This is a genomic window from Pseudomonas pohangensis (assembly GCF_900105995.1).
Lineage (GTDB): Bacteria > Pseudomonadota > Gammaproteobacteria > Pseudomonadales > Pseudomonadaceae > Aquipseudomonas > Aquipseudomonas pohangensis.
On the sequence record NZ_LT629785.1, the window covers coordinates 1,625,836 to 1,644,149 of the forward strand.

Here is an 18,314-nt window from a genome sequence, read left to right on the forward strand (position 1 = left end):
GCGATGTGGTGGTTCATCCTCGCCGAACTGACGGTGTTTGCCATGCTGCTGCTTTCCTTCGCTGCCGCCCAGGCCCTGCAGCCGGAGCTGTTCCATGCCAGCCGGCAATTGCTCGATCGCTCCATGGGCCTGGCGCTGACCCTGAGCCTGCTGACCTCCGGCCTGCTCGCTGCCCTGGCGCTGGAACAACTGCGTCAAGGGCGTTCGCGGCACGCTGCGGGTTTACTGCTGGCTGCGCTCGGCTGCGCCTGTGGCTATGTGTGGCTCAAGCTTGGCGAGTACCGGCATCTGGCCGGGCTGGGACTGGATATCGAACACAACACCTTCTTCACCCTGTACTGGATCGTCACCGGCTTCCACTTTCTCCATGTACTGCTCGGCATGCTGATTCTCGGCTGGCTGGCCAAACATTGCTGGCAGCGAGCCAATGCCGCCGGCAACCACCCGGCTGCGGAATCCGCAGTGCTGTATTGGCACATGGTCGATCTGGTCTGGGTGCTGCTGTTTCCGCTGGTGTATGTGCTCAATTAACCGGATGTTGAACACGCAGGGTGGGCTTCAGCCCACCAGTAATCCCTGCCCAACGGTGGGCTGAAGTCCACCCTACGGTCATTTTTTCCGACACTGAAGGGTTCGATGAATTCGACTTCCAGACTATTGATCGCTTGCTGGCTGGCACTGGTGGCGCTCAGCGTGGCCAGTGTGCAACTGGCCGGCAGCGGCATGCTGTTGGCAGCACTGGTGCTATTGGCTGCGGTAGCCAAGGCGTGGCTGATCAGCGAGCGTTTCATGGAGCTGCGGTATGCGCCGCCTCTATGGCGCGGCTTGCTGTTCAGCTGGGCGCTGGTGATGGCGCTGGGCATGTTGCTCAGTCTGCAGTTTGCGGTTTCATCTTGAACGGATGGCTGGAACAAACTGCACCCTCTACTACCCCGCCTGCCCGGCTAATCCAGGCGGGCTAACCGCGTAACACCGGCCTCCTCCCCTCCTCTATGGGTCAAACCCTATATCCGAGTAAAACCATCAAGCTTTCTTGATTGCCATCAAGCGGGTTTGTCTGGCCGGCTTTCTAGAATGGGCGCGCCAAGTAAAGAGGAAACGGCCATGTCAGATACCTTCACTAAAGGCATGGCCAGAAACATCTACTTCGGGGGGAGCGTGTTCTTCTTCCTGGTGTTTCTGGCCCTGACCTATCAAACAGAGCAGTCCTACCCGGAACGTACCAATCAGGAGCAGATGAATGAGTCAGTGGTGCGCGGCAAGCTGGTCTGGGAGCAAAACAACTGCATCGGCTGCCACAGCCTGCTCGGCGAAGGCGCCTACTTCGCGCCGGAGCTGGGCAATGTGTTCCAGCGTCGCGGTGGCGAGGACGGTTTCAAACCCTTCCTGCATGCCTGGATGAAGGTGCAGCCACTTGGCGTACCGGGGCGGCGGGCAATGCCGCAGTTTCACCTGACCGACCAGCAGGTGGACGATATGGCGGAGTTCCTCAAGTGGACTTCGAAGATCGATACCAACAACTGGCCACCAAACAAGGAGGGTTGAGTGATGAGTACTGCAAATCCCTATCTGAAATTTGCCTCGCAGTCCGTGGCCAAACCTTACTTCACCTTTGCCCTGATGCTGTTTGTCGGGCAGATATTGTTCGGTCTGATCATGGGGCTGCAATACGTGGTGGGCGACTTCCTGTTCCCGCTGATTCCGTTCAACGTGGCGCGCATGGTGCACACCAACCTGCTGATCATCTGGCTGCTGTTCGGCTTTATGGGCGCGGCTTACTACCTGATTCCCGAGGAATCGGATCGCGAGCTGTACAGTCCGAAACTGGCATTGGTGCTGTTCTGGGTGTTCGCTGCGGCAAGCGTGCTGACCATCATTGGTTACCTGTCGCTGCCCTATGCCGGGCTGGCCGCGTTAACCGGCAACGAGTTGCTACCGACCATGGGTCGTGAGTTTCTCGAACAGCCGACCATCACCAAGATGGGCATAGTGGTGGTCGCGCTGGGCTTCCTGTTCAACATCGGCATGACCGTTCTGAAGGGGCGCAAGACCACCGTCAGCATGGTGATGATGACCGGCCTGATCGGCCTGGCGGTGTTCTTCCTGTTCTCCTTCTACAACCCGGATAACCTCGCACGCGACAAATTCTACTGGTGGTGGGTGGTGCATCTTTGGGTGGAGGGCGTGTGGGAATTGATCATGGGCGCCATGCTGGCCTTCGTGCTGATCAAGATCACCGGCGTTGACCGCGAAGTGATCGAGAAGTGGCTGTACGTGATCATCGCCATGGCGCTGATCTCCGGCATCCTCGGTACCGGTCACCACCTGTTCTGGATTGGCGCGCCCGGCTTCTGGCTGTGGATCGGCTCGATCTTCTCGGTGATGGAACCGATGCCGTTCTTCGCCATGGTGCTGTTCGCCTTCACCATGGTCAAACGCCGCCGTCGCCAGCACCCCAACCGCGCCGCTACCCTGTGGGCACTGGGCACCACGGTTACCGCCTTCCTCGGTGCCGGCGTGTGGGGCTTTCTGCATACCCTGGCACCGGTCAACTACTACACCCACGGCACCCAGCTCACCGCGGCCCATGGCCATCTGGCCTTCTACGGCGCCTACGCGATGATCGTGATGACGCTGATGAGTTACGCCATGCCGCGCTTGCGTGGTCTGGGTGAAGCACCGGATGTGCGCTCGCAAACCATCGAGGTCTGGGGCTTCTGGCTGATGACCGTGTCGATGGTGGTGATCACCTTGTGTCTGACGGCTGCCGGGGTCATGCAGATCGTCCTGCAACGTCTGCCGGACGATGCCAATGCCCTGCCGTTCATGGCCACCGTGGATCAACTGGCGGTGTTCTTCTGGGCGCGTCTGGCGGCCGGGGTGGTGTTCCTGATTGGCCTGATCTGCTACCTGTGGAGCTTCATGCCACGCCGCGCGCCGCAAGAACTGGGCGAAGTGTCACCGGCGAGCTGAGGCACTGCGCAATAACGGCCCGGCTAACACAGCGGGCTGATTCTCAGGCGTTGCGCCCGTTATCAGTTGGCTAGCTCTGCAGCCGTATTTGTGGGAGCGGCCTTGGCCGCGATAGAGCGTCAAGCACAGCATCGCGGGCAAGCCCGCTCCCACAGAATATGCGCTTCGTCTGTTTTGGGTCGGTTCTACGCGGAACTGCTACAGCGCCTTTTAAAAGGGTTAGACCTATGGGGTTCACCGTCGAAGTAGAGGAATGGGTCGGCAGCATCTGGCACCGCTTTATTACCCGTCGCGCCAGCCCTGACTTTCCCGAGGCGCGGGTCGAGTTGAGCGAACAGCAACGCGCGCTGGCCTTGCTGTTTCGTGCTGTTGGTGGCGCCAGCGGGGTTGCTGTCGAAGCGGCCAGTGGCCGTGACCTGGTGTTGCGTCGCAGCTTGTTGCAGAAAGTGGCCGGCACCTGCCAGCAATTGCCGCTGGCCTGGTGCGATGCCGGCAGCCTGCGTTTGCCGCCGCAGCTGGCGGTTTACCCTGACCTTGAATTGAACCGCGAACTCTATCGCTGGCTGGCGCTGCTGGCCGCGCAGGCCGGTGAGATGCGTCACTGGGCGCGTGACAACCAGCGCTGGACGCGGGAATTGTTGCAGCGTTTTCCGGCGCTGCTACCTCGTTATCAGCGGCTGGTCGAAGCGCATCTGGCGCTACGCCCGGACAGTAAAACCCTGAACCCGGCGGAAGCCGCGCTGGAGCAGGCGTTGTGTCAGGCGCTGCGTGACCCCGGCAGCGTCACGCAGTTTCCGCGTAGCGAACGCGCACCCTGGCCGCTGCCACTGTGGTTGTACCCGGCCGAACAACTCGGTGCGCCACAGGCCGGCGATCTGGATGAGGAAAGCGATAGCAATCTGCTCACTCCGCCGGATCAGCAAGCAGTGGTACGCAAGCGCGCCAGGCGCATCGAGGACAGCCAGAGCAAGGGCGGCCTGATGGTGTTTCGCCTGGAGAACCTGTTCAGCTGGTCCGAACATGTCGAGCTGGATCGTGCCGGCGACGATAGCGAGGACCTGGATGCGGCGCGGGTCGCCGAGGATCTGGACGAACTGGCCCTGTCACGCCAACGCAGCCGTAAAGGCGGCGGGCTGAAATTGCATCTGGATCTGCCGCCGGCGGAGGTCGATGACATACCACTGGGCGAAGGTATCAAGCTGCCCGAATGGGACTATCGCAAACAGGCGCTGCAGGAGCACTTCGTCAACCTGCAAATGCAGTTGCCGCGCGGCAGCGAGGCGCAGCCATTGCCGCTGCGTCTGGCGCCACTGGCGCGGCGTCTGCGTCGGCAGTTCGAGCACCTGCGCAATGATCGCCAGTGGCTGCGCCAGCAACCCCAGGGCGCCGAGCTGGACATGCAGGCCTGGCTGGATTTTCATGTGGAACGCCAGCACGGCCACTGCGCCGAACGCGGCCTGTTCATGGAGCAGCGCCCCGGGCGCCGCGATCTGGCCTGCCTGCTGTTGGCCGATCTGTCGATGTCCACCGACGCGCATCTGAACGATGAGCACCGGGTGATCGATGTGATCACCGACAGCCTGCTGCTATTTGGCGAATCCCTCGCGGCCATTGGCGACCCCTTTGCCCTGTACGGCTTCTCCTCGCTACGCCGGCAACAGGTGCGCATGCAGGAACTGAAAACCTTCAAACAGCGCTATGACGACAATACTCGCGGGCGCATTCAGGCGCTCAAACCGGGGTACTACACCCGCATGGGTGCAGCCATTCGCCAGGCCAGCAAGCTGCTGGGCGAGTGCAAACAGAAGCGCCGCTTGCTGCTGCTGGTGACGGATGGAAAACCCAATGATCTGGATCTGTACGAAGGCCGCTATGGCGTCGAGGACACCCGCGAGGCGGTACTGGAAGCACGCCGCGCCGGGCTGCTGCCGTTCTGCATCACCATCGACCAGAAAGCCGGCGACTACCTGCCCTACATGTTCGGCGCCAATGGCTACACGCTGATCCGCCAGCCGGAGCAACTGCCCCTGCGCCTGCCGCAACTGTACCGCCAGCTGACGCAGAACTGAGGCTGGCAGGCATGCGCGGTTGTTGGCCTTGGCGCGCGTTCTTGACTACTGTCAAGGCATCTGGAATGTGAAGTCTTGACACTCTAAAACTTTCATACATTCGGGTTTGCCAGTTCACATGAAAAGCAATCAGCTCTCTATGTCGAGTGACGGCCTGTCTCCGTGGAAGGTTGTTTGTCTGTTTTTGCTGCTTTGTGCCCTTTCCACCGTGCAAGTGGTGTACGCCAAAAGCTACGGCGAGATTGAACAGCAGCGTATAGCTCTTGCTTTCCCCGGGGATATTGCAGTCTCCGCACCCGAAGGCGAATTCAACGTACGCACCATCTCGGGCAAGGATGGCTCGGGAAAAGCCGGCGTGCTCGGCTATGTGTTTCAGAGCCAGGATGTGGTGAATATTCCGGCCTATTCCGGCAAACCGATCAATATGCAGGTGATTCTTGACCCTGCCGGGGAAATCAAGGATGCCTATGTCCTTGAGCATCACGAGCCAATCCTGCTGGTGGGTATCCCCGAGTCAAAGCTGCATGACTTTGCCGCCAAATACACCGGTATCAAGGTTGGCCAACGGGTAGTTATCGGTCACTCCAGTGATCCAGGTGCGGTGACCATCGATGCTATTTCCGGCGCAACTGTCACCGTGATGGTGGTCAACGAAGTGGTTACGCGTGCCGCCCACGAAGTGGCAGTGTCGCTTGGCTTGATTACGGATCATGGAGGCGTCAAGCAGAAGCCTGCCACCGTGCGTGAAGATATCTACCAGCCGGCCGACTGGACCCAACTCACCGGCAATGGAGCGATCCGCCGCCTGAAACTGACCCGTGGCCAGGTTGACGAGGCCTTCGCGGGCAGTAAAGCCGAGGGCGTGCACAAGGCTTCAGCTGAACAAGCCAATGACACCTTTATCGATCTGTACGTCACCGATCTGAATCCGCCGACCATTGGCCGCAATCTGCTGGGTGACAACCAGTACCGCTTCCTGATGCGCGATCTCAAACCGGGCGAACAAGCCATTGGTGTTTTCGGCCAGGGTGAGTATTCCTACAAGGGTTCCGGCTATGTACGTGGCGGTATCTTCGATCGGGTACAGCTGCGTCAGTTCGGCGAGGTAATCAGTTTCCGTGACATGGATCATGAGCGTCTGTCCGATGTCTTCGCTGCCGGTATGCCGAAGTTCGACGAGATGTCTATCTTCATTATCCGTCCGCAAGCCGAGTTCGATCCGGGCACACCCTGGACTCTGGAGCTGCTGGTGCGCCGTCAGACCGGTGCAATCAGCGCGGAGTTCGTCAGTTTCGAGCTGCCTTACCAGATGCCCGAGGAGTACCTCGAGCGGCCACTACCGACCGCTGAGGAACTGGCAGCAGCCGAGGAAGCCAGTCGGCCGATCTGGCTGAACATCTGGTATCAGAAGAGCTTCCAGATCGGTGTGATAGTTGTTGCTCTGCTGTTGCTGACAATCATTCTGTTCCTGCAGGACACCTTCACCAAGAAACCACATTTTCTGCACTGGCTGCGTCGTGGTTACCTGGTGTTTACCGTAGTGTTCATTGGCTGGTACGCCCTGGGCCAGTTGTCGGTGGTCAACGTGCTGACCTTCGTCCATGCGTTGATACAGGACTTCCGTTGGGAGCTGTTTCTCACCGATCCGGTGATCTTCATTATCTGGACTTTTACCGCCGGCAGCATTCTGCTCTGGGGGCGCGGCGTGTTCTGTGGCTGGCTCTGCCCGTTCGGTGCCTTGCAGGAACTGATCAACGAGACGGCGCGCAAACTAAAGATTCGTCAGTTCGAGTTGCCATTCGCGCTGCATGAGCGGCTCTGGGCTATCAAGTACATCATCCTGCTGATGTTGTTCGGTATTTCTCTGGAGTCGATGTCGGCGGCTGAGCAGTTCGCCGAAGTGGAACCGTTCAAGACCGCGATCACACTGAAGTTCGATCGACAGTGGTGGTTTGTGCTGTACGCCGTAATTCTGCTGGTAATCAATATTTTTACCCGCAAAGTTTACTGTCGCTATGTCTGCCCGCTGGGCGCGGCGCTGGCAATTCCGACCAAGCTGCGTCTGTTCGACTGGCTCAAGCGGCGCAAGGAATGTGGCGACCCCTGCCAGCTGTGCGCCAAGGAATGCGAGATTCAGGCGATTCACCCGGATGGCAAGATCAATGCCAACGAGTGCCACTATTGTCTGGACTGCCAGATGACCTATCACAACGACAACAAATGTCCGCCACTGATTAACAAACACAAAAAACGCAACAAGAAAGCCCCGGAGGGAGTGCAACTGATCCCTGTAATCGATTTGGTGGAAGCAAGGTGAATACCACCTTCAAGCCTGTATCAAAGGAGAAAAACCATGAGCGATAACAAGAGCGATAAAGAACAGAAGGACAGCCCCCAGGCCATGGAAACCAGCGGCTTGAGTCGACGCGGCTTCCTTGGTGCCAGCGCGGCAACTGGCGCAGCGCTGGTTGGTGCAACGGCACTTGGCGGCGCGGTGATGAGCCGCGAGACATGGGCGGCCGCAGTCAAGGATGCCCACGCCAACTACACCGTCGCTCCCGGTGAGCTGGATGCTTACTATGGCTTCTGGAGCGGTGGCCATCAGGGCGAAGTGCGCATCATGGGTATTCCGTCGATGCGCGAGTTGATGCGCATCCCTGTGTTCAACGTCGACTCGGCCACGGGCTGGGGATTGACCGACGAAAGCAAGCACATCATGGGTGAGAGTGCCAAATACCGGAACGGCGACTGCCACCATCCCCACATTTCCATGACGGATGGCAAATACGACGGCAAGTACCTGTTCATCAACGACAAGGCCAACAGCCGTGTAGCGCGTATCCGTCTGGATATCATGAAGTGCGACAAGATGCTCACGGTACCAAACGTCCAGGCCATTCATGGCTTGCGCTTGCAGAAGGTGCCATACACCAAGTACGTATTTGCCAACGCCGAATTCATCATCCCGCATCCCAACGATGGCAGCAGCTTCGATACCCAAGGCAAGAACGGGTTCACCATGTTCAACGTTATCGACGCCGAGAAAATGGAGGTGGCTTTTCAGGTCATCGTCGATGGCAACCTCGACAATACCGATGCCGACTACACCGGCAAGTATGCTGCAGCAACCTGCTACAACTCGGAAAAGGCCACAGACCTGGCCGGTATGCTGCGCAACGAGCGTGACTGGGTGGTGATATTCAACATTCCGCGCATAGAAGCTGCGGTCAAGGCTGGTAAGTTCACTACTATCGGAGACTCCAAGGTGCCTGTGGTAGATGGCCGCGCCGGCTCTGAGTTGACCCGCTACATTCCGGTACCGAAGAACCCGCACGGCTGTAACACCTCATCCGATGGCAAGTATTTCATTGCCAACGGCAAGGTTTCACCGACAGTGAGCATGATCGAGATCGCCAAACTCGACGACCTGTTTGACGGCAAGCTGAAAGACCCGCGCGATGTTATCGCCGCAGAACCGGAACTGGGTCTGGGCCCGTTGCACACCACCTTCGATGGCCGCGGCAACGCCTACACCACGCTGTTCATCGACAGCCAGGTGGCCAAGTGGAACATGGCTGACGCCGTGCGTGCCTGGAACAACCCTGATCAGAATATCGAGTTCATCAAGCAGAAGATTGATGTGCAGTATCAGCCGGGCCACCTGCATGCTTCGCTGTGCGAAACCAGTGAAGCCGATGGCAAGTGGCTGGCAGTACTTTGCAAGTTCTCCAAGGACCGCTTCCTGCCGGTCGGACCGTTGCATCCGGAGAATGACCAGTTGTTCGATATCTCTGGCGACGAGATGAAACTGGTGCACGATGGTCCGACTTTCGCCGAACCCCATGACTGCATCATGGTGCGTCGCGACCAGATCAAAACGAAAAAGATCTGGGATCGCAACGATCCGTTTTTCGGGCCAACCACTGCGCAGGCCAAGAAAGACGGAATCACCCTGGAGACCGATAACAAGGTCATTCGTGATGGCAACAAGGTCCGTGTTTACATGACCTCGCAGGCGCCGATGTATGGCATCACCGAGTTCACGGTTAAACAGGGCAATGAAGTGACGGTGATCGTCACCAACCTCGATAATATCGAAGATGTGACCCACGGCTTCTGCATGGTTAACCATGGTGTGAGCATGGAAATCAGCCCGATGGAGACATCGTCGATCACCTTCACGGCCGACAAGCCAGGCTTGCACTGGTACTACTGCAACTGGTTCTGCCATGCGCTGCACATGGAAATGGTTGGCCGCATGCTGGTTGAGAAGGCATAAGTCATCATGCGCCGGGGCCGACAGGCCCCGGCATTTTGATGGCTATTTACTAGGTACGCGTTGCTTTCAGGAGCGTAGGGTTTGCTGGCACCACTATTGTCCCCTCGCCTCTTCGGGGATGCTTGGTGCAGAGTCTGGTTCCTGGCTATTTCGTGACTTCTATAAGTGAATGACGATCCGGCATGCTGTGCCAGCATGCGTAAAGAACCCCAACCGCCTGGAAGCTGAAGAAGGTAAACGCAGTGCCCAGACTTTCGGCTATTGCATCACTGCGCCACAGCTTGTGGATGGCGCTTTTATTTCCCTTATGCGTGGCTCAGGCCTCGACGCAGGACATTACCCAGCTACCACTACAGGCCTCTGACAAGCAGGTCTGGCACTTGCCGGCCGGTGAGTACACAGGCTCGTTCCGTATCGACCAATCCATGCATATCCGCTGCGAACCTGGTGCAGTGATCAGTGCGCAGGGCCTGGGAAATGTGCTGACCATTGGCGCACCGGATGTGAGCATTGAAGATTGCACGCTGCGGGACTGGGGGCACGACCTCACCGCGATGAATGCTGGCGTGTTTATCGAGCCCAAAGCACAGCGTGCCCTGATCAAGAATAATCGCCTGCAAGGGCAAGGCTTTGGCATCTGGGTCGATGGCACTCATGACGTGACGCTGCTCGACAATGACATTCAGGGCGACCCGGAAATCCGCTCTCAGGATCGCGGTAATGGCATTCACCTTTACTCCGTCCGTGGTGCCCGGGTTGAAGGTAATCACGTGCGCAATACCCGCGATGGCATCTATATCGGCATGTCCAATGGCAACCTGATCCAGAGCAATACCATGGAGGATCTGCGCTTCGGCGTGCATTACATGTATTCCAACGACAATCAGGTGCTCGACAACCTGACCCGCCGCACCCGTACCGGCTACGCATTGATGCAGAGCCGCAATCTGACGGTGCTCGGTAACCGCTCCGAGCAGGATCAGAATTACGGCATTCTGATGAACTACATCACCTATTCGACCCTGCGCGACAATTCGGTGAGCCATGTGCGCAACGGTGGTAGCAGCAACACCAGCAAGATTTCCGGCGCTGAGGGCAAGGCGCTGTTCATCTACAACTCGGTATTCAACACCATCGAAAATAACCATTTCACGGACAGCGCTCTGGGTATCCATATGACGGCTGGATCGGAGGACAACCGCATCGCCGGTAACGCCTTCGTCAACAATCAGCAGCAGGTCAAGTATGTTGCCGTGGTTACCCAGGAGTGGTCCCGGGACGGTCGCGGCAACTTCTGGAGCGACTATCTGGGCTGGGATCGCAACAATGATGGGCTGGGTGATATTGCCTACGAACCCAATGACAATGTCGACCGCTTGCTATGGCTTTACCCGCAGGTACGTTTGCTGATGAACAGCCCGGGCATCGAACTGCTGCGCTGGGTGCAGCGGGCATTTCCGGTGATCAAGTCCCCGGGAGTGCAGGACAGTCATCCGCTAATGCAACTGCCTACCGGAAATCTGCAAGCGGCATCTCAGGAGTCTGCACCATGAATGTCGTCGAGATCCGCGACGTAAACCAGCGCTACGGCAACATGACTGTTTTACATGGATTGGACTTGAGCCTGAGTGAAGGTGAAGTGCTGGGGCTGTTTGGTCACAACGGTGCTGGCAAAACCACCTGCATGAAGTTGATCCTCGGCCTGCTGCAGCCCAGTGAGGGCCAGGTGCGGGTGCTCGGCCATTCGCCCGGCGAGGCGGATGTACGGCGTCAGCTTGGCTATCTGCCGGAGAACGTCACCTTCTATCCGCAGTTGACCGGTCGTGAAACGTTGCGCCATTTTGTCCGGCTCAAAAGTGCCCCACTCCGTCAGATTGACGAACTGCTTGATCAGGTAGGCTTGGCTAACGCTGCCGGCCGCCGGGTAAAAACCTATTCCAAAGGCATGCGCCAACGCCTTGGTCTGGCGCAGGCATTACTGGGCGAGCCACGCTTGTTGCTGCTGGACGAACCAACGGTTGGTCTGGATCCTATTGCTACCCAGGATCTCTACCAGCTGCTTGATCGCCTGCGTTTACAGGGCACCAGCATCATCCTCTGTTCCCACGTACTGCCAGGCGTCGAGGCGCATATCAACCGGGCAGCCATCCTCGCTAATGGCCGTCTGCAGGCGGTCGGCAGTCTGGCCAACCTGCGCCAGGAATCCGGCTTGCCGGCGCTGATCCGCGCCAGTGGGCTCAAGCACCGCGAGCAGTTGCTGCAGGGCTGGAGCGCTGCCGGTCATCAAGTACGCAGCATAAACGAGGCAGGCATCGAAGTGGTCGCGATCAACGAGCACAAGCTTGGTTTGTTACGCCAGCTGCTCGACGAAGGCGAAGCGCAGGATGTCGACATCCATCAACCGTCGCTGGAGGACCTGTATCGCTATTACATGCAGAAAGCAGGCAATGGACTGAGCGCCGGAGACAGGACATGAGGCAGATCTGGAATATCGCCCGCAAGGAACTAAGTGACGGCTTGCGCAACCGCTGGTTGCTGGCTATCAGTCTGCTGTTCGCCGTGATGGCTGCCGGTATAGCCTGGTTCGGCGCAGCAGCCTCAGGGCAACTGGGCTTTACCTCTATTCCGGCGACTATCGCCAGCCTGGCCAGTCTGGCGACCTTTCTGGTGCCGCTGATTGCACTGTTGCTAGCCTATGACGCCATAGTCGGCGAAGACGAAGGCGGCACCCTGATGTTGCTGCTGACCCATCCGCTGGCGCGTGGGCAAATTCTGCTGGGCAAGTTTGTCGGCCACGGTCTGATTCTCGCCCTGGCCACCTTGATCGGTTTCGGCTGCGCAGCTGTGGCTATCGCCCTGCTGGTCGATGATGTCGAACTGGGCCTGCTGGCATGGGCCTTTGGCCGCTTCATACTGTCCTCAACGCTGCTCGGCTGGACGTTCCTCGCCATGGCCTATGTGCTGAGCAGCAAGGTCAATGAAAAATCCAGTGCCGCCGGGCTTGCTCTGGGCGTGTGGTTTCTGTTTGTGCTGGTGTTTGACCTGGCGTTGCTGGCGCTGCTGGTACTCAGTCAGGGCAAGTTGAATCCGGACTTGCTGCCCTGGTTGTTGCTCCTCAATCCAACCGATGTTTATCGGCTGATCAACCTTACTGGCTTTGAAATGGGTGCTAATGCCACCGGTGTTATGGCGCTGGGTGGCGATTTGCCACTAACTGGAGGGCTGCTGTGGTTGTGCCTGCTGTTGTGGATTGCGCTGCCGCTGGTGCTGGCTTATCGGGTGTTTTTGCGCAGGCCTGCGTGACCTTTCATACATGGATTATTCAAAGATGAAGACGTGCTACACAACGACTACACGGCTGCTGCTCACGGCCTTGCTCTGTCTGGGCCTGTTGGCTTGCGGTGATGCCGACAAACAGACGCTGGAGCTCAAGCCGGTACCCTTCCACTCTGGTGACGAGTGCCATGTCTGCGGCATGATTATCACGGACTTTCCCGGTCCCAAAGGCGAGGTGGTAGAAAAAGGTTCAGTGAAAAAATTCTGTTCAGTTGCCGAAATGATCGGCTGGCACCTGCAACCGGAAAATCAGCACCTGACGGCCAGGCTCTATGTCCACGACATGGGCCGCAGCGAATGGGACAAGCCTGACGACGCCCAGCTGATTGATGCGACTCAGGCCTATTACGTAGTAGGGACCCAGCTCAAGGGCGCAATGGGCCTGGTTCTAGCCTCATTTGCTGACCAACAGGCCGCACAGCAATTGGCCGAACGTGATGGCGGAAAGGTGCTGCGTTTCCCGGATATCGATCAGAAGGTTTTGCAGATGGACCCGGCCATGTGTGTGACAGGGGATCACGAGGCAGCGGACCACCAGCATTCCGGACATTGAGACAAGTCGAACTTCACAATAGAGGAACACATCATGGGAATCAGTATCTGGCAGCTTCTAATCGTGTTGCTGATCGTGATAATGCTGTTTGGCAGCAAGCGTCTACGCAACCTGGGATCCGATCTGGGTGATGCTATCGGTGGCTTTCGCAAGTCGATCGGGGATCAATCTTCCTCCGAGGACGCCACTTCCGAACCACCGCAGAAGAAGTAGTTACCTCGAAAAAGCACCGCTTCCGGGCAGCCCCGTGCGTGACTGATCCGCAAACAAAAATGCCGGAACAACTGTTCCGGCATTTTTGTTTGTTGCAGCTCTATTACCAGTGATAGCCACGCAGTGTTTGCGAGAACAACCTGCGGGCAATAGCCAGTGCGCTCGAAGGCGCTTCCGCTTTTTCGGCAGCGGCTTCTTCCGGCGTTAGTCCGCGGGCAGCAGCCGAATCCGGGAACAGATGGTAAGCCTGATTGAGGAAGAACTCGGTGACCTTCGGCGCAACAGCCTGCCCCAGTGCACCGGCCAGACCCATGCCCGTCGCCACCCGCTTGGGCTTGTCGACAATGGAGTTCATTACCAGATTGGCGGCCTGATCCGGCGACAGCGTCGGGAACGCGTCATACATCTTGGTAGGCGCGATCATTGGTGTGCGTACCAGCGGCATGTTGATGGTGGTGAAGCGCACATTGCTATCGGCAAATTCCGAAGCAGCACATACCGAGAACGCGTCCAGTGCCGCTTTTGATGCGACATAGGCAGAGAAACGCGGTGGCGATGCCAGCACGCCAATCGAGGAGATATTGACGATCTGTCCGGTTTTGCGCTCGAGCATCTTCGGCGAGAAGCCCATGATCAAACGCAGTGCGCCGAAGTAATTGAGCTGCATGGTGCGCTCGTAATCGTGGAAACGGTCGAAGGAGTACTTCACCGAACGGCGAATCGAGCGACCGGCATTGTTGATCAGCACATCCACGTGATCGTGATTTTTCAATACGGTGGCAACAAACTTGTCGCAGTCGGCCATATCCGAGATATCACATGGATAGGCGTAGACATCACCACCCTCCTTGCGCAGCTTCTTGACTTCTTCGTCCAGTTTCTCCGGAGTCCGCGCAGCCAGAATGACTGTTGCGCCAGCATGGGAAAGTTTGGTGGCACAGTCCAGACCAATACCGGAAGTAGCACCGGTTACGACCACAACCTTGCCTTCGACTGCTTTACGCAGGCGCTGTGAGTTACTGCGTCCCAGCATTTTTTTCACCGTATTGTCCAAGTTCAATCCTGCCCTGCCGTTTTTTCCGGATGCCAAATGCTGTTCCCAGTAAGCCCAGATCACATCGAAATAGTCTTCCGGTGCAGGGCAGCTGATACCGCCTTTTGCCAACAGTATCGCGGTTTTGTCGGAGTCGAAGTGGGTCGGATAACTGACGAATTTAAGGACGTCTGCCGGAATGCCCAGCTGCTTCATCAGGCGTTTGGTCAACGCATTTTCCGAGCTCATCTTCACCAGTTGATTGATCGGAATGCGCTTGCTCAGGTTGTTGATGACGCCGTTATCCCAGACCAGGGTCGACGGGCCATGTGCAGTCTTGAGCAGCAACTGGATCAGTTCGCCAACCGATGTTCCTTCAGGCTCGGTGAGATGAAAGGTTTCATGGTCATGCTTTGGCAGGTGTGCCAGGTAGTCCAGGCTGTTGACCACGAAATCAACCGGCACGATGTTCAGCTCGCCGCCTTTGACCATGATTGCCGGAATCCATGAAGGAACCGTCTTGCTGATCTGGCGGATCGAGTTGAAGAAGTAATACGGACCATCAATCTTGTCCATCTCGCCGGTTTGCGAATCGCCGACCACCATGCCCGGACGGTAGACACGCCAGGCAATATCCTTCTCGTTACGGACGATTTTTTCCGAGTCATGCTTGGTGCGGAAGTACGGGTGGTCGAGACCTTCGGCTTCGTCGAACATGTCTTCGCTGAAGGTGCCTTCATACAGGCCGGCAGCTGCAATCGAACTTACGTGATGGAAACAGCCTGCCTTCATCGCCTTGGCACAGGCTACGGCATGCCGTGTACCTTGTACGTTGGCCTTGATCTGCGAGTCGGCATCAGCCGACATGTCGTAGATAGCAGCCAGATGGAAGAAGTGATTGACCTTGCCGGTCAGGGCATCCATATCCTTCTTGCTGACACCAAGACGCGGCTTGAGCAGATCGCCACCGACCGCAATCAGTTGTTCTTCGGACACACCCCAGAGCGCGCGCAATTCATCAATTTTGCCCAGTGAGGACGGACGAACCAGCATGAAGACCTTGCCGCCGCGATCAAGCAATTTGGGCACAAGAAATCGACCGATAAAGCCGGTACCGCCGGTAACAAAATAATTCATTCAGCAACTCCTGAAGTACATGGATGTTGGTCAGATAGCGGGTTGTAAGAACTGTGAAGCGGATGCACTTGTTTTGTGCGTACCTTCATCATAGAACAGCCTCGGCCCCAGTCGAAGATTCAAATGCCTATTTAGCGGAAAAACGCAAAATACATGCCTGGCGATAAGTATCAGTGATTTGATTGTCAGACAATGCCGGGCCTTGAACGGCTTCTGACGTTGTACTTTTGTCTGGCAAACGCGGAAGATAAACTTTCGATCCGGCTTGCCCAACTCTCACTCCAACCGATAAGGAAGACTCACATGCTGCGCATCCTGATGGCTACATTGCTGGCCACTTTCTGCACCCTGGCAACAGCTCATGAATTCACTGTGGGCAGCCTGCGTATCGACCACCCATGGTCACGCGCGCTGCCTCCCAATGCGCCGGCCGGGGCCGCCTATATGGTTATTCACAACGAAGGGACGGATGCCGATGCGCTGGTTTCAGCCAGCACCCCGATTGCCGACAAGGCTGAGCTGCACACACACGTGATGAGCGGTGAGGTCATGAAAATGCAGCAGGTCGAGTCCGTAGCCATTCCAGCCGGTGGTGAGGCCAGGTTTGCTCCCGGTGGCAATCACGTCATGCTGTTCGGCCTGAAGAAGCCGTTGGTTGCCGGTGAGTCTTTCCCGCTGACGCTGGTCTTCGAGAAGGCCGGTGCAGTCGATGTTGAAGTCAAGATCGAGCAGGATGCGCCAGCAGCCGACGAGCACATGAATCACTGATGACAGCGCGGGCTGGCACACGCCAGCCCCCTGCCCCGGGTTCCGCCAGACTCAGGCGGAAACGGGCGTACGCATGGTGACGAACTCTTCAGCCGCACTCGGATGTATACCCATCGTCTCGTCAAATATGCGTTTGGTGGCACCCGCGCGGAGGGCCACGGCGATTCCCTGAATGATTTCCCCGGCATCCGGCCCGACCATGTGGCAGCCCAGCACCCGATCTGATTGCGCATCCACAATCAGCTTCATCAGGATCTTTTCCTGAATGTCGCCGAGGGTCAGTTTCATCGGCCGAAAACGGCTCTCGAATATCTTCACCGCATGCCCTGCAGCCCTGGCCTGCTCCTCGCTCAAACCGACAGTACCTATGTTCGGCAGGCTGAAAACTGCCGTAGGTATAAGGTCGTAATCGACCGGGCGATACTCTTCCGGCTTGAACAACTGGCGCGCGACGGCCATGCCTTCGGCCAGCGCCACCGGCGTCAGTTGCACCCGGCCGATGACATCGCCGATTGCCAGAATCGAAGGCTCGCTGCTGCGATACTGCTCGTCTACCAGCACGCAGCCACGGCTATCGAGTTCGACCTGTACATTTTCCAGCCCGAGATTGTCCAGCATTGGCCGCCGCCCGGTGGCGTAGAACACGCAGTCGGTTTCAATAGTCCGGCCGTCCTGCAAGGTTGCCAGCAGGCTTCCGTCAGCCTGGCGGACGATGCTGCTGATATCACTGTTGAACTGCAGATCCACACCTTTCTTCAGCATTTCGTCGCGCAAATGGATGCGCACCGAATGATCAAAACCACGCAGGAACAGTTCACTGCGGTACAGCTGGGTGGTTTGCGCACCGAGCCCATTGAAGATCGAGGCAAACTCTACTGCGATATAGCCGCCACCCACTACCAGCACGCGCCTGGGCAGGGTCGGCAGGAAGAAGGCTTCATTGGAGGTAATGGCCAGCTCCTTGCCCGGGATATCCGGTACTTGTGGCCAGCCACCGGTGGCAATCAGGATATGTTTGGCGGTGTGCTGCACCCCGTCGACCTCAACCCTGTGGGCGTCAACGATCCGCGCGTGGCCGTTCAGGAGTGTCACACCACTGTTCACCAGCAAAGACTGGTAGATGCCATTCAGGCGGGAAATTTCACGGTTCTTATTGGCAATCAGGGTCGGCCAGTCAAAGTCTGGCGAGCCTACCGACCAGCCGAAACTGCCGGCCTGGGCAAACTCCTCATGGGCATGGGCTGCATACACCAGCAACTTCTTCGGCACACAGCCCACATTCACGCAGGTACCGCCCAGGTATCTGCTCTCGGCCACCGCCACTTTGGCAGCATAACCTGCAGCAAAGCGCGCAGCGCGCACGCCACCCGAACCGGCGCCGATCACAAACAGGTCAAAGTCATAGGTCATATACTTGCTCCAGAGGCCTCCGGGCGGTACATGTGCCCAAGCCGCAATACGGATTATTGGAAATCATGGGAGGTGAAACCATGCGCCCCACTCTAACCCATTTGGCTCTGCACGTTCCCGACCTGCAGGCCTGCATCGACTTTTATCACCAGTTTTGCGGCATGCGGGTGATTCATGAGCGCGCCGGCAAGGGCTCGAAAATAGTCTGGATGAGTGAGCCAGGTAAAGAACATGAATTCATTTTCGTGATCATGCCCGGAGGCACTGATCGCAACCTGCCGGACAATGATTACAGCCATTTTGGCTTTGCAGTCGATAGCCGCGAGTCGGTGGATGCCGTCGCGTTGCAGGCAGAAAGAGCCGGTTGTCTGATCTGGCCGCCGAGGGATGAGCCGTATCCGGTTGGCTACTATTGCGGCTTGCGCGATCCGGCCGGTAATTACGTCGAATTCAGCTACGGGCAACCGCTGGGGCCAGGCTCCGAGGCCATGCCAATCCCCTGAGCAGCAGCACATATGACGAGGCCGCCCACCGGCGGCCTTG

General features: G+C 57.7%; 16 protein-coding genes. 14 read left to right on the top strand and 2 right to left on the bottom strand.

Going from position 1 to position 18,314, the window contains the following annotated elements; all coding sequences use genetic code 11:
- The first annotated feature begins 3 nt into the window (after positions 1-3).
- The 12 genes from BLT89_RS07580 to tatA all read left to right on the top strand — a co-directional run bounded on the left by BLT89_RS07580 (position 4) and on the right by tatA (position 13,423).
- Positions 4-531, top strand: a complete 528-nt coding sequence (locus tag BLT89_RS07580) for a cytochrome c oxidase subunit 3 (protein WP_090198806.1) — start codon at positions 4-6, stop codon at positions 529-531.
- A gap of 105 nt (positions 532-636) precedes the next feature.
- Entirely contained in the window at positions 637-897 is a 261-nt protein-coding gene (locus BLT89_RS07585) for a cytochrome C oxidase subunit IV family protein (protein ID WP_090193921.1), read from the top strand.
- A gap of 207 nt (positions 898-1,104) precedes the next feature.
- Positions 1,105-1,545 (top strand): c-type cytochrome, encoded by a 441-nt coding sequence (locus tag BLT89_RS07590; RefSeq protein WP_090193922.1) that lies wholly within the window; start codon positions 1,105-1,107, stop codon positions 1,543-1,545.
- 3 nt (positions 1,546-1,548) lie between these two features.
- Positions 1,549-2,973 carry a cbb3-type cytochrome c oxidase subunit I gene (locus BLT89_RS07595; RefSeq protein ID WP_090193924.1) on the top strand — a complete coding sequence of 475 codons (1,425 nt, stop codon included), beginning with the start codon at positions 1,549-1,551 and terminating at the stop codon, positions 2,971-2,973.
- A gap of 227 nt (positions 2,974-3,200) precedes the next feature.
- Positions 3,201-5,042 (top strand): nitric oxide reductase activation protein NorD, encoded by a 1,842-nt coding sequence (locus tag BLT89_RS07600; protein WP_090193925.1) that lies wholly within the window; start codon positions 3,201-3,203, stop codon positions 5,040-5,042.
- A gap of 139 nt (positions 5,043-5,181) precedes the next feature.
- Positions 5,182-7,359, top strand: a complete 2,178-nt coding sequence (gene nosR, locus BLT89_RS07605; RefSeq protein ID WP_172829160.1) for a transcriptional regulator NosR — start codon at positions 5,182-5,184, stop codon at positions 7,357-7,359.
- Positions 7,360-7,443: 84 nt separating this feature from the next.
- Positions 7,444-9,321: a TAT-dependent nitrous-oxide reductase gene (gene nosZ / locus BLT89_RS07610; RefSeq protein ID WP_408003068.1), complete on the top strand. Its 1,878-nt coding sequence runs from the start codon at positions 7,444-7,446 to the stop codon at positions 9,319-9,321.
- A gap of 287 nt (positions 9,322-9,608) precedes the next feature.
- Entirely contained in the window at positions 9,609-10,874 is a 1,266-nt protein-coding gene (locus BLT89_RS07615; RefSeq protein WP_090193931.1) for a nitrous oxide reductase family maturation protein NosD, read from the top strand.
- A complete protein-coding gene (locus tag BLT89_RS07620) occupies positions 10,871-11,797 on the top strand; it encodes an ABC transporter ATP-binding protein (RefSeq protein ID WP_090193932.1) in 927 nt (308 codons plus the stop codon). The genes BLT89_RS07615 and BLT89_RS07620 overlap by 4 nt, the downstream gene beginning before the upstream one ends.
- The gene (locus tag BLT89_RS07625; RefSeq protein ID WP_090193933.1) at positions 11,794-12,624 is read left to right on the top strand and encodes an ABC transporter permease; all 831 of its coding nucleotides are present in this window, start codon (positions 11,794-11,796) and stop codon (positions 12,622-12,624) included. Before BLT89_RS07620 ends, BLT89_RS07625 begins: the two co-directional genes overlap by 4 nt.
- A 25-nt stretch (positions 12,625-12,649) precedes the next feature.
- The gene (locus tag BLT89_RS07630) at positions 12,650-13,210 is read left to right on the top strand and encodes a nitrous oxide reductase accessory protein NosL (RefSeq protein WP_090193935.1); all 561 of its coding nucleotides are present in this window, start codon (positions 12,650-12,652) and stop codon (positions 13,208-13,210) included.
- A gap of 33 nt (positions 13,211-13,243) precedes the next feature.
- A complete protein-coding gene (gene tatA / locus BLT89_RS07635; RefSeq protein WP_090193937.1) occupies positions 13,244-13,423 on the top strand; it encodes a twin-arginine translocase TatA/TatE family subunit in 180 nt (59 codons plus the stop codon).
- A gap of 103 nt (positions 13,424-13,526) precedes the next feature.
- Here the strand turns inward: tatA and BLT89_RS07640 are convergent, their stop codons facing one another.
- Positions 13,527-15,593 carry an SDR family oxidoreductase gene (locus BLT89_RS07640; RefSeq protein WP_090193938.1) on the bottom strand — a complete coding sequence of 689 codons (2,067 nt, stop codon included), beginning with the start codon at positions 15,591-15,593 and terminating at the stop codon, positions 13,527-13,529.
- Positions 15,594-15,896: 303 nt separating this feature from the next.
- Here BLT89_RS07640 and BLT89_RS07645 point away from each other — a divergent pair, with 303 nt between their 5' ends.
- Positions 15,897-16,361, top strand: a complete 465-nt coding sequence (locus tag BLT89_RS07645) for a copper chaperone PCu(A)C (protein ID WP_090193940.1) — start codon at positions 15,897-15,899, stop codon at positions 16,359-16,361.
- 51 nt (positions 16,362-16,412) lie between these two features.
- Here the strand turns inward: BLT89_RS07645 and gorA are convergent, their stop codons facing one another.
- Positions 16,413-17,771, bottom strand: a complete 1,359-nt coding sequence (gene gorA / locus BLT89_RS07650; RefSeq protein WP_090193942.1) for a glutathione-disulfide reductase — start codon at positions 17,769-17,771, stop codon at positions 16,413-16,415.
- Between the two features lie 80 nt (positions 17,772-17,851).
- On the opposite strand from gorA, the gene BLT89_RS07655 reads away from it, so the two are divergent.
- Positions 17,852-18,274: a VOC family protein gene (locus BLT89_RS07655; protein WP_090198809.1), complete on the top strand. Its 423-nt coding sequence runs from the start codon at positions 17,852-17,854 to the stop codon at positions 18,272-18,274.
- The last annotated feature ends 40 nt before the right edge of the window (positions 18,275-18,314 follow it).

Bases quoted from the DNA above. Each gene is read 5' to 3' on its own strand.
- BLT89_RS07580 (WP_090198806.1), top strand. From the start codon at position 4: ATGTGGTGGTTCATCCTCGCCGAACTGACGGTGTTTGCCATGCTGCTG.
- BLT89_RS07585 (WP_090193921.1), top strand. From the start codon at position 637: ATGAATTCGACTTCCAGACTATTGATCGCTTGCTGGCTGGCACTGGTG.
- BLT89_RS07590 (WP_090193922.1), top strand. From the start codon at position 1,105: ATGTCAGATACCTTCACTAAAGGCATGGCCAGAAACATCTACTTCGGG.
- BLT89_RS07595 (WP_090193924.1), top strand. From the start codon at position 1,549: ATGAGTACTGCAAATCCCTATCTGAAATTTGCCTCGCAGTCCGTGGCC.
- BLT89_RS07600 (WP_090193925.1), top strand. From the start codon at position 3,201: ATGGGGTTCACCGTCGAAGTAGAGGAATGGGTCGGCAGCATCTGGCAC.
- nosR (WP_172829160.1), top strand. From the start codon at position 5,182: ATGTCGAGTGACGGCCTGTCTCCGTGGAAGGTTGTTTGTCTGTTTTTG.
- nosZ (WP_408003068.1), top strand. From the start codon at position 7,444: ATGGAAACCAGCGGCTTGAGTCGACGCGGCTTCCTTGGTGCCAGCGCG.
- BLT89_RS07615 (WP_090193931.1), top strand. From the start codon at position 9,609: ATGGCGCTTTTATTTCCCTTATGCGTGGCTCAGGCCTCGACGCAGGAC.
- BLT89_RS07620 (WP_090193932.1), top strand. From the start codon at position 10,871: ATGAATGTCGTCGAGATCCGCGACGTAAACCAGCGCTACGGCAACATG.
- BLT89_RS07625 (WP_090193933.1), top strand. From the start codon at position 11,794: ATGAGGCAGATCTGGAATATCGCCCGCAAGGAACTAAGTGACGGCTTG.
- BLT89_RS07630 (WP_090193935.1), top strand. From the start codon at position 12,650: ATGAAGACGTGCTACACAACGACTACACGGCTGCTGCTCACGGCCTTG.
- tatA (WP_090193937.1), top strand. From the start codon at position 13,244: ATGGGAATCAGTATCTGGCAGCTTCTAATCGTGTTGCTGATCGTGATA.
- BLT89_RS07640 (WP_090193938.1), bottom strand. From the start codon at position 15,593: ATGAATTATTTTGTTACCGGCGGTACCGGCTTTATCGGTCGATTTCTT.
- BLT89_RS07645 (WP_090193940.1), top strand. From the start codon at position 15,897: ATGCTGCGCATCCTGATGGCTACATTGCTGGCCACTTTCTGCACCCTG.
- gorA (WP_090193942.1), bottom strand. From the start codon at position 17,771: ATGACCTATGACTTTGACCTGTTTGTGATCGGCGCCGGTTCGGGTGGC.
- BLT89_RS07655 (WP_090198809.1), top strand. From the start codon at position 17,852: ATGCGCCCCACTCTAACCCATTTGGCTCTGCACGTTCCCGACCTGCAG.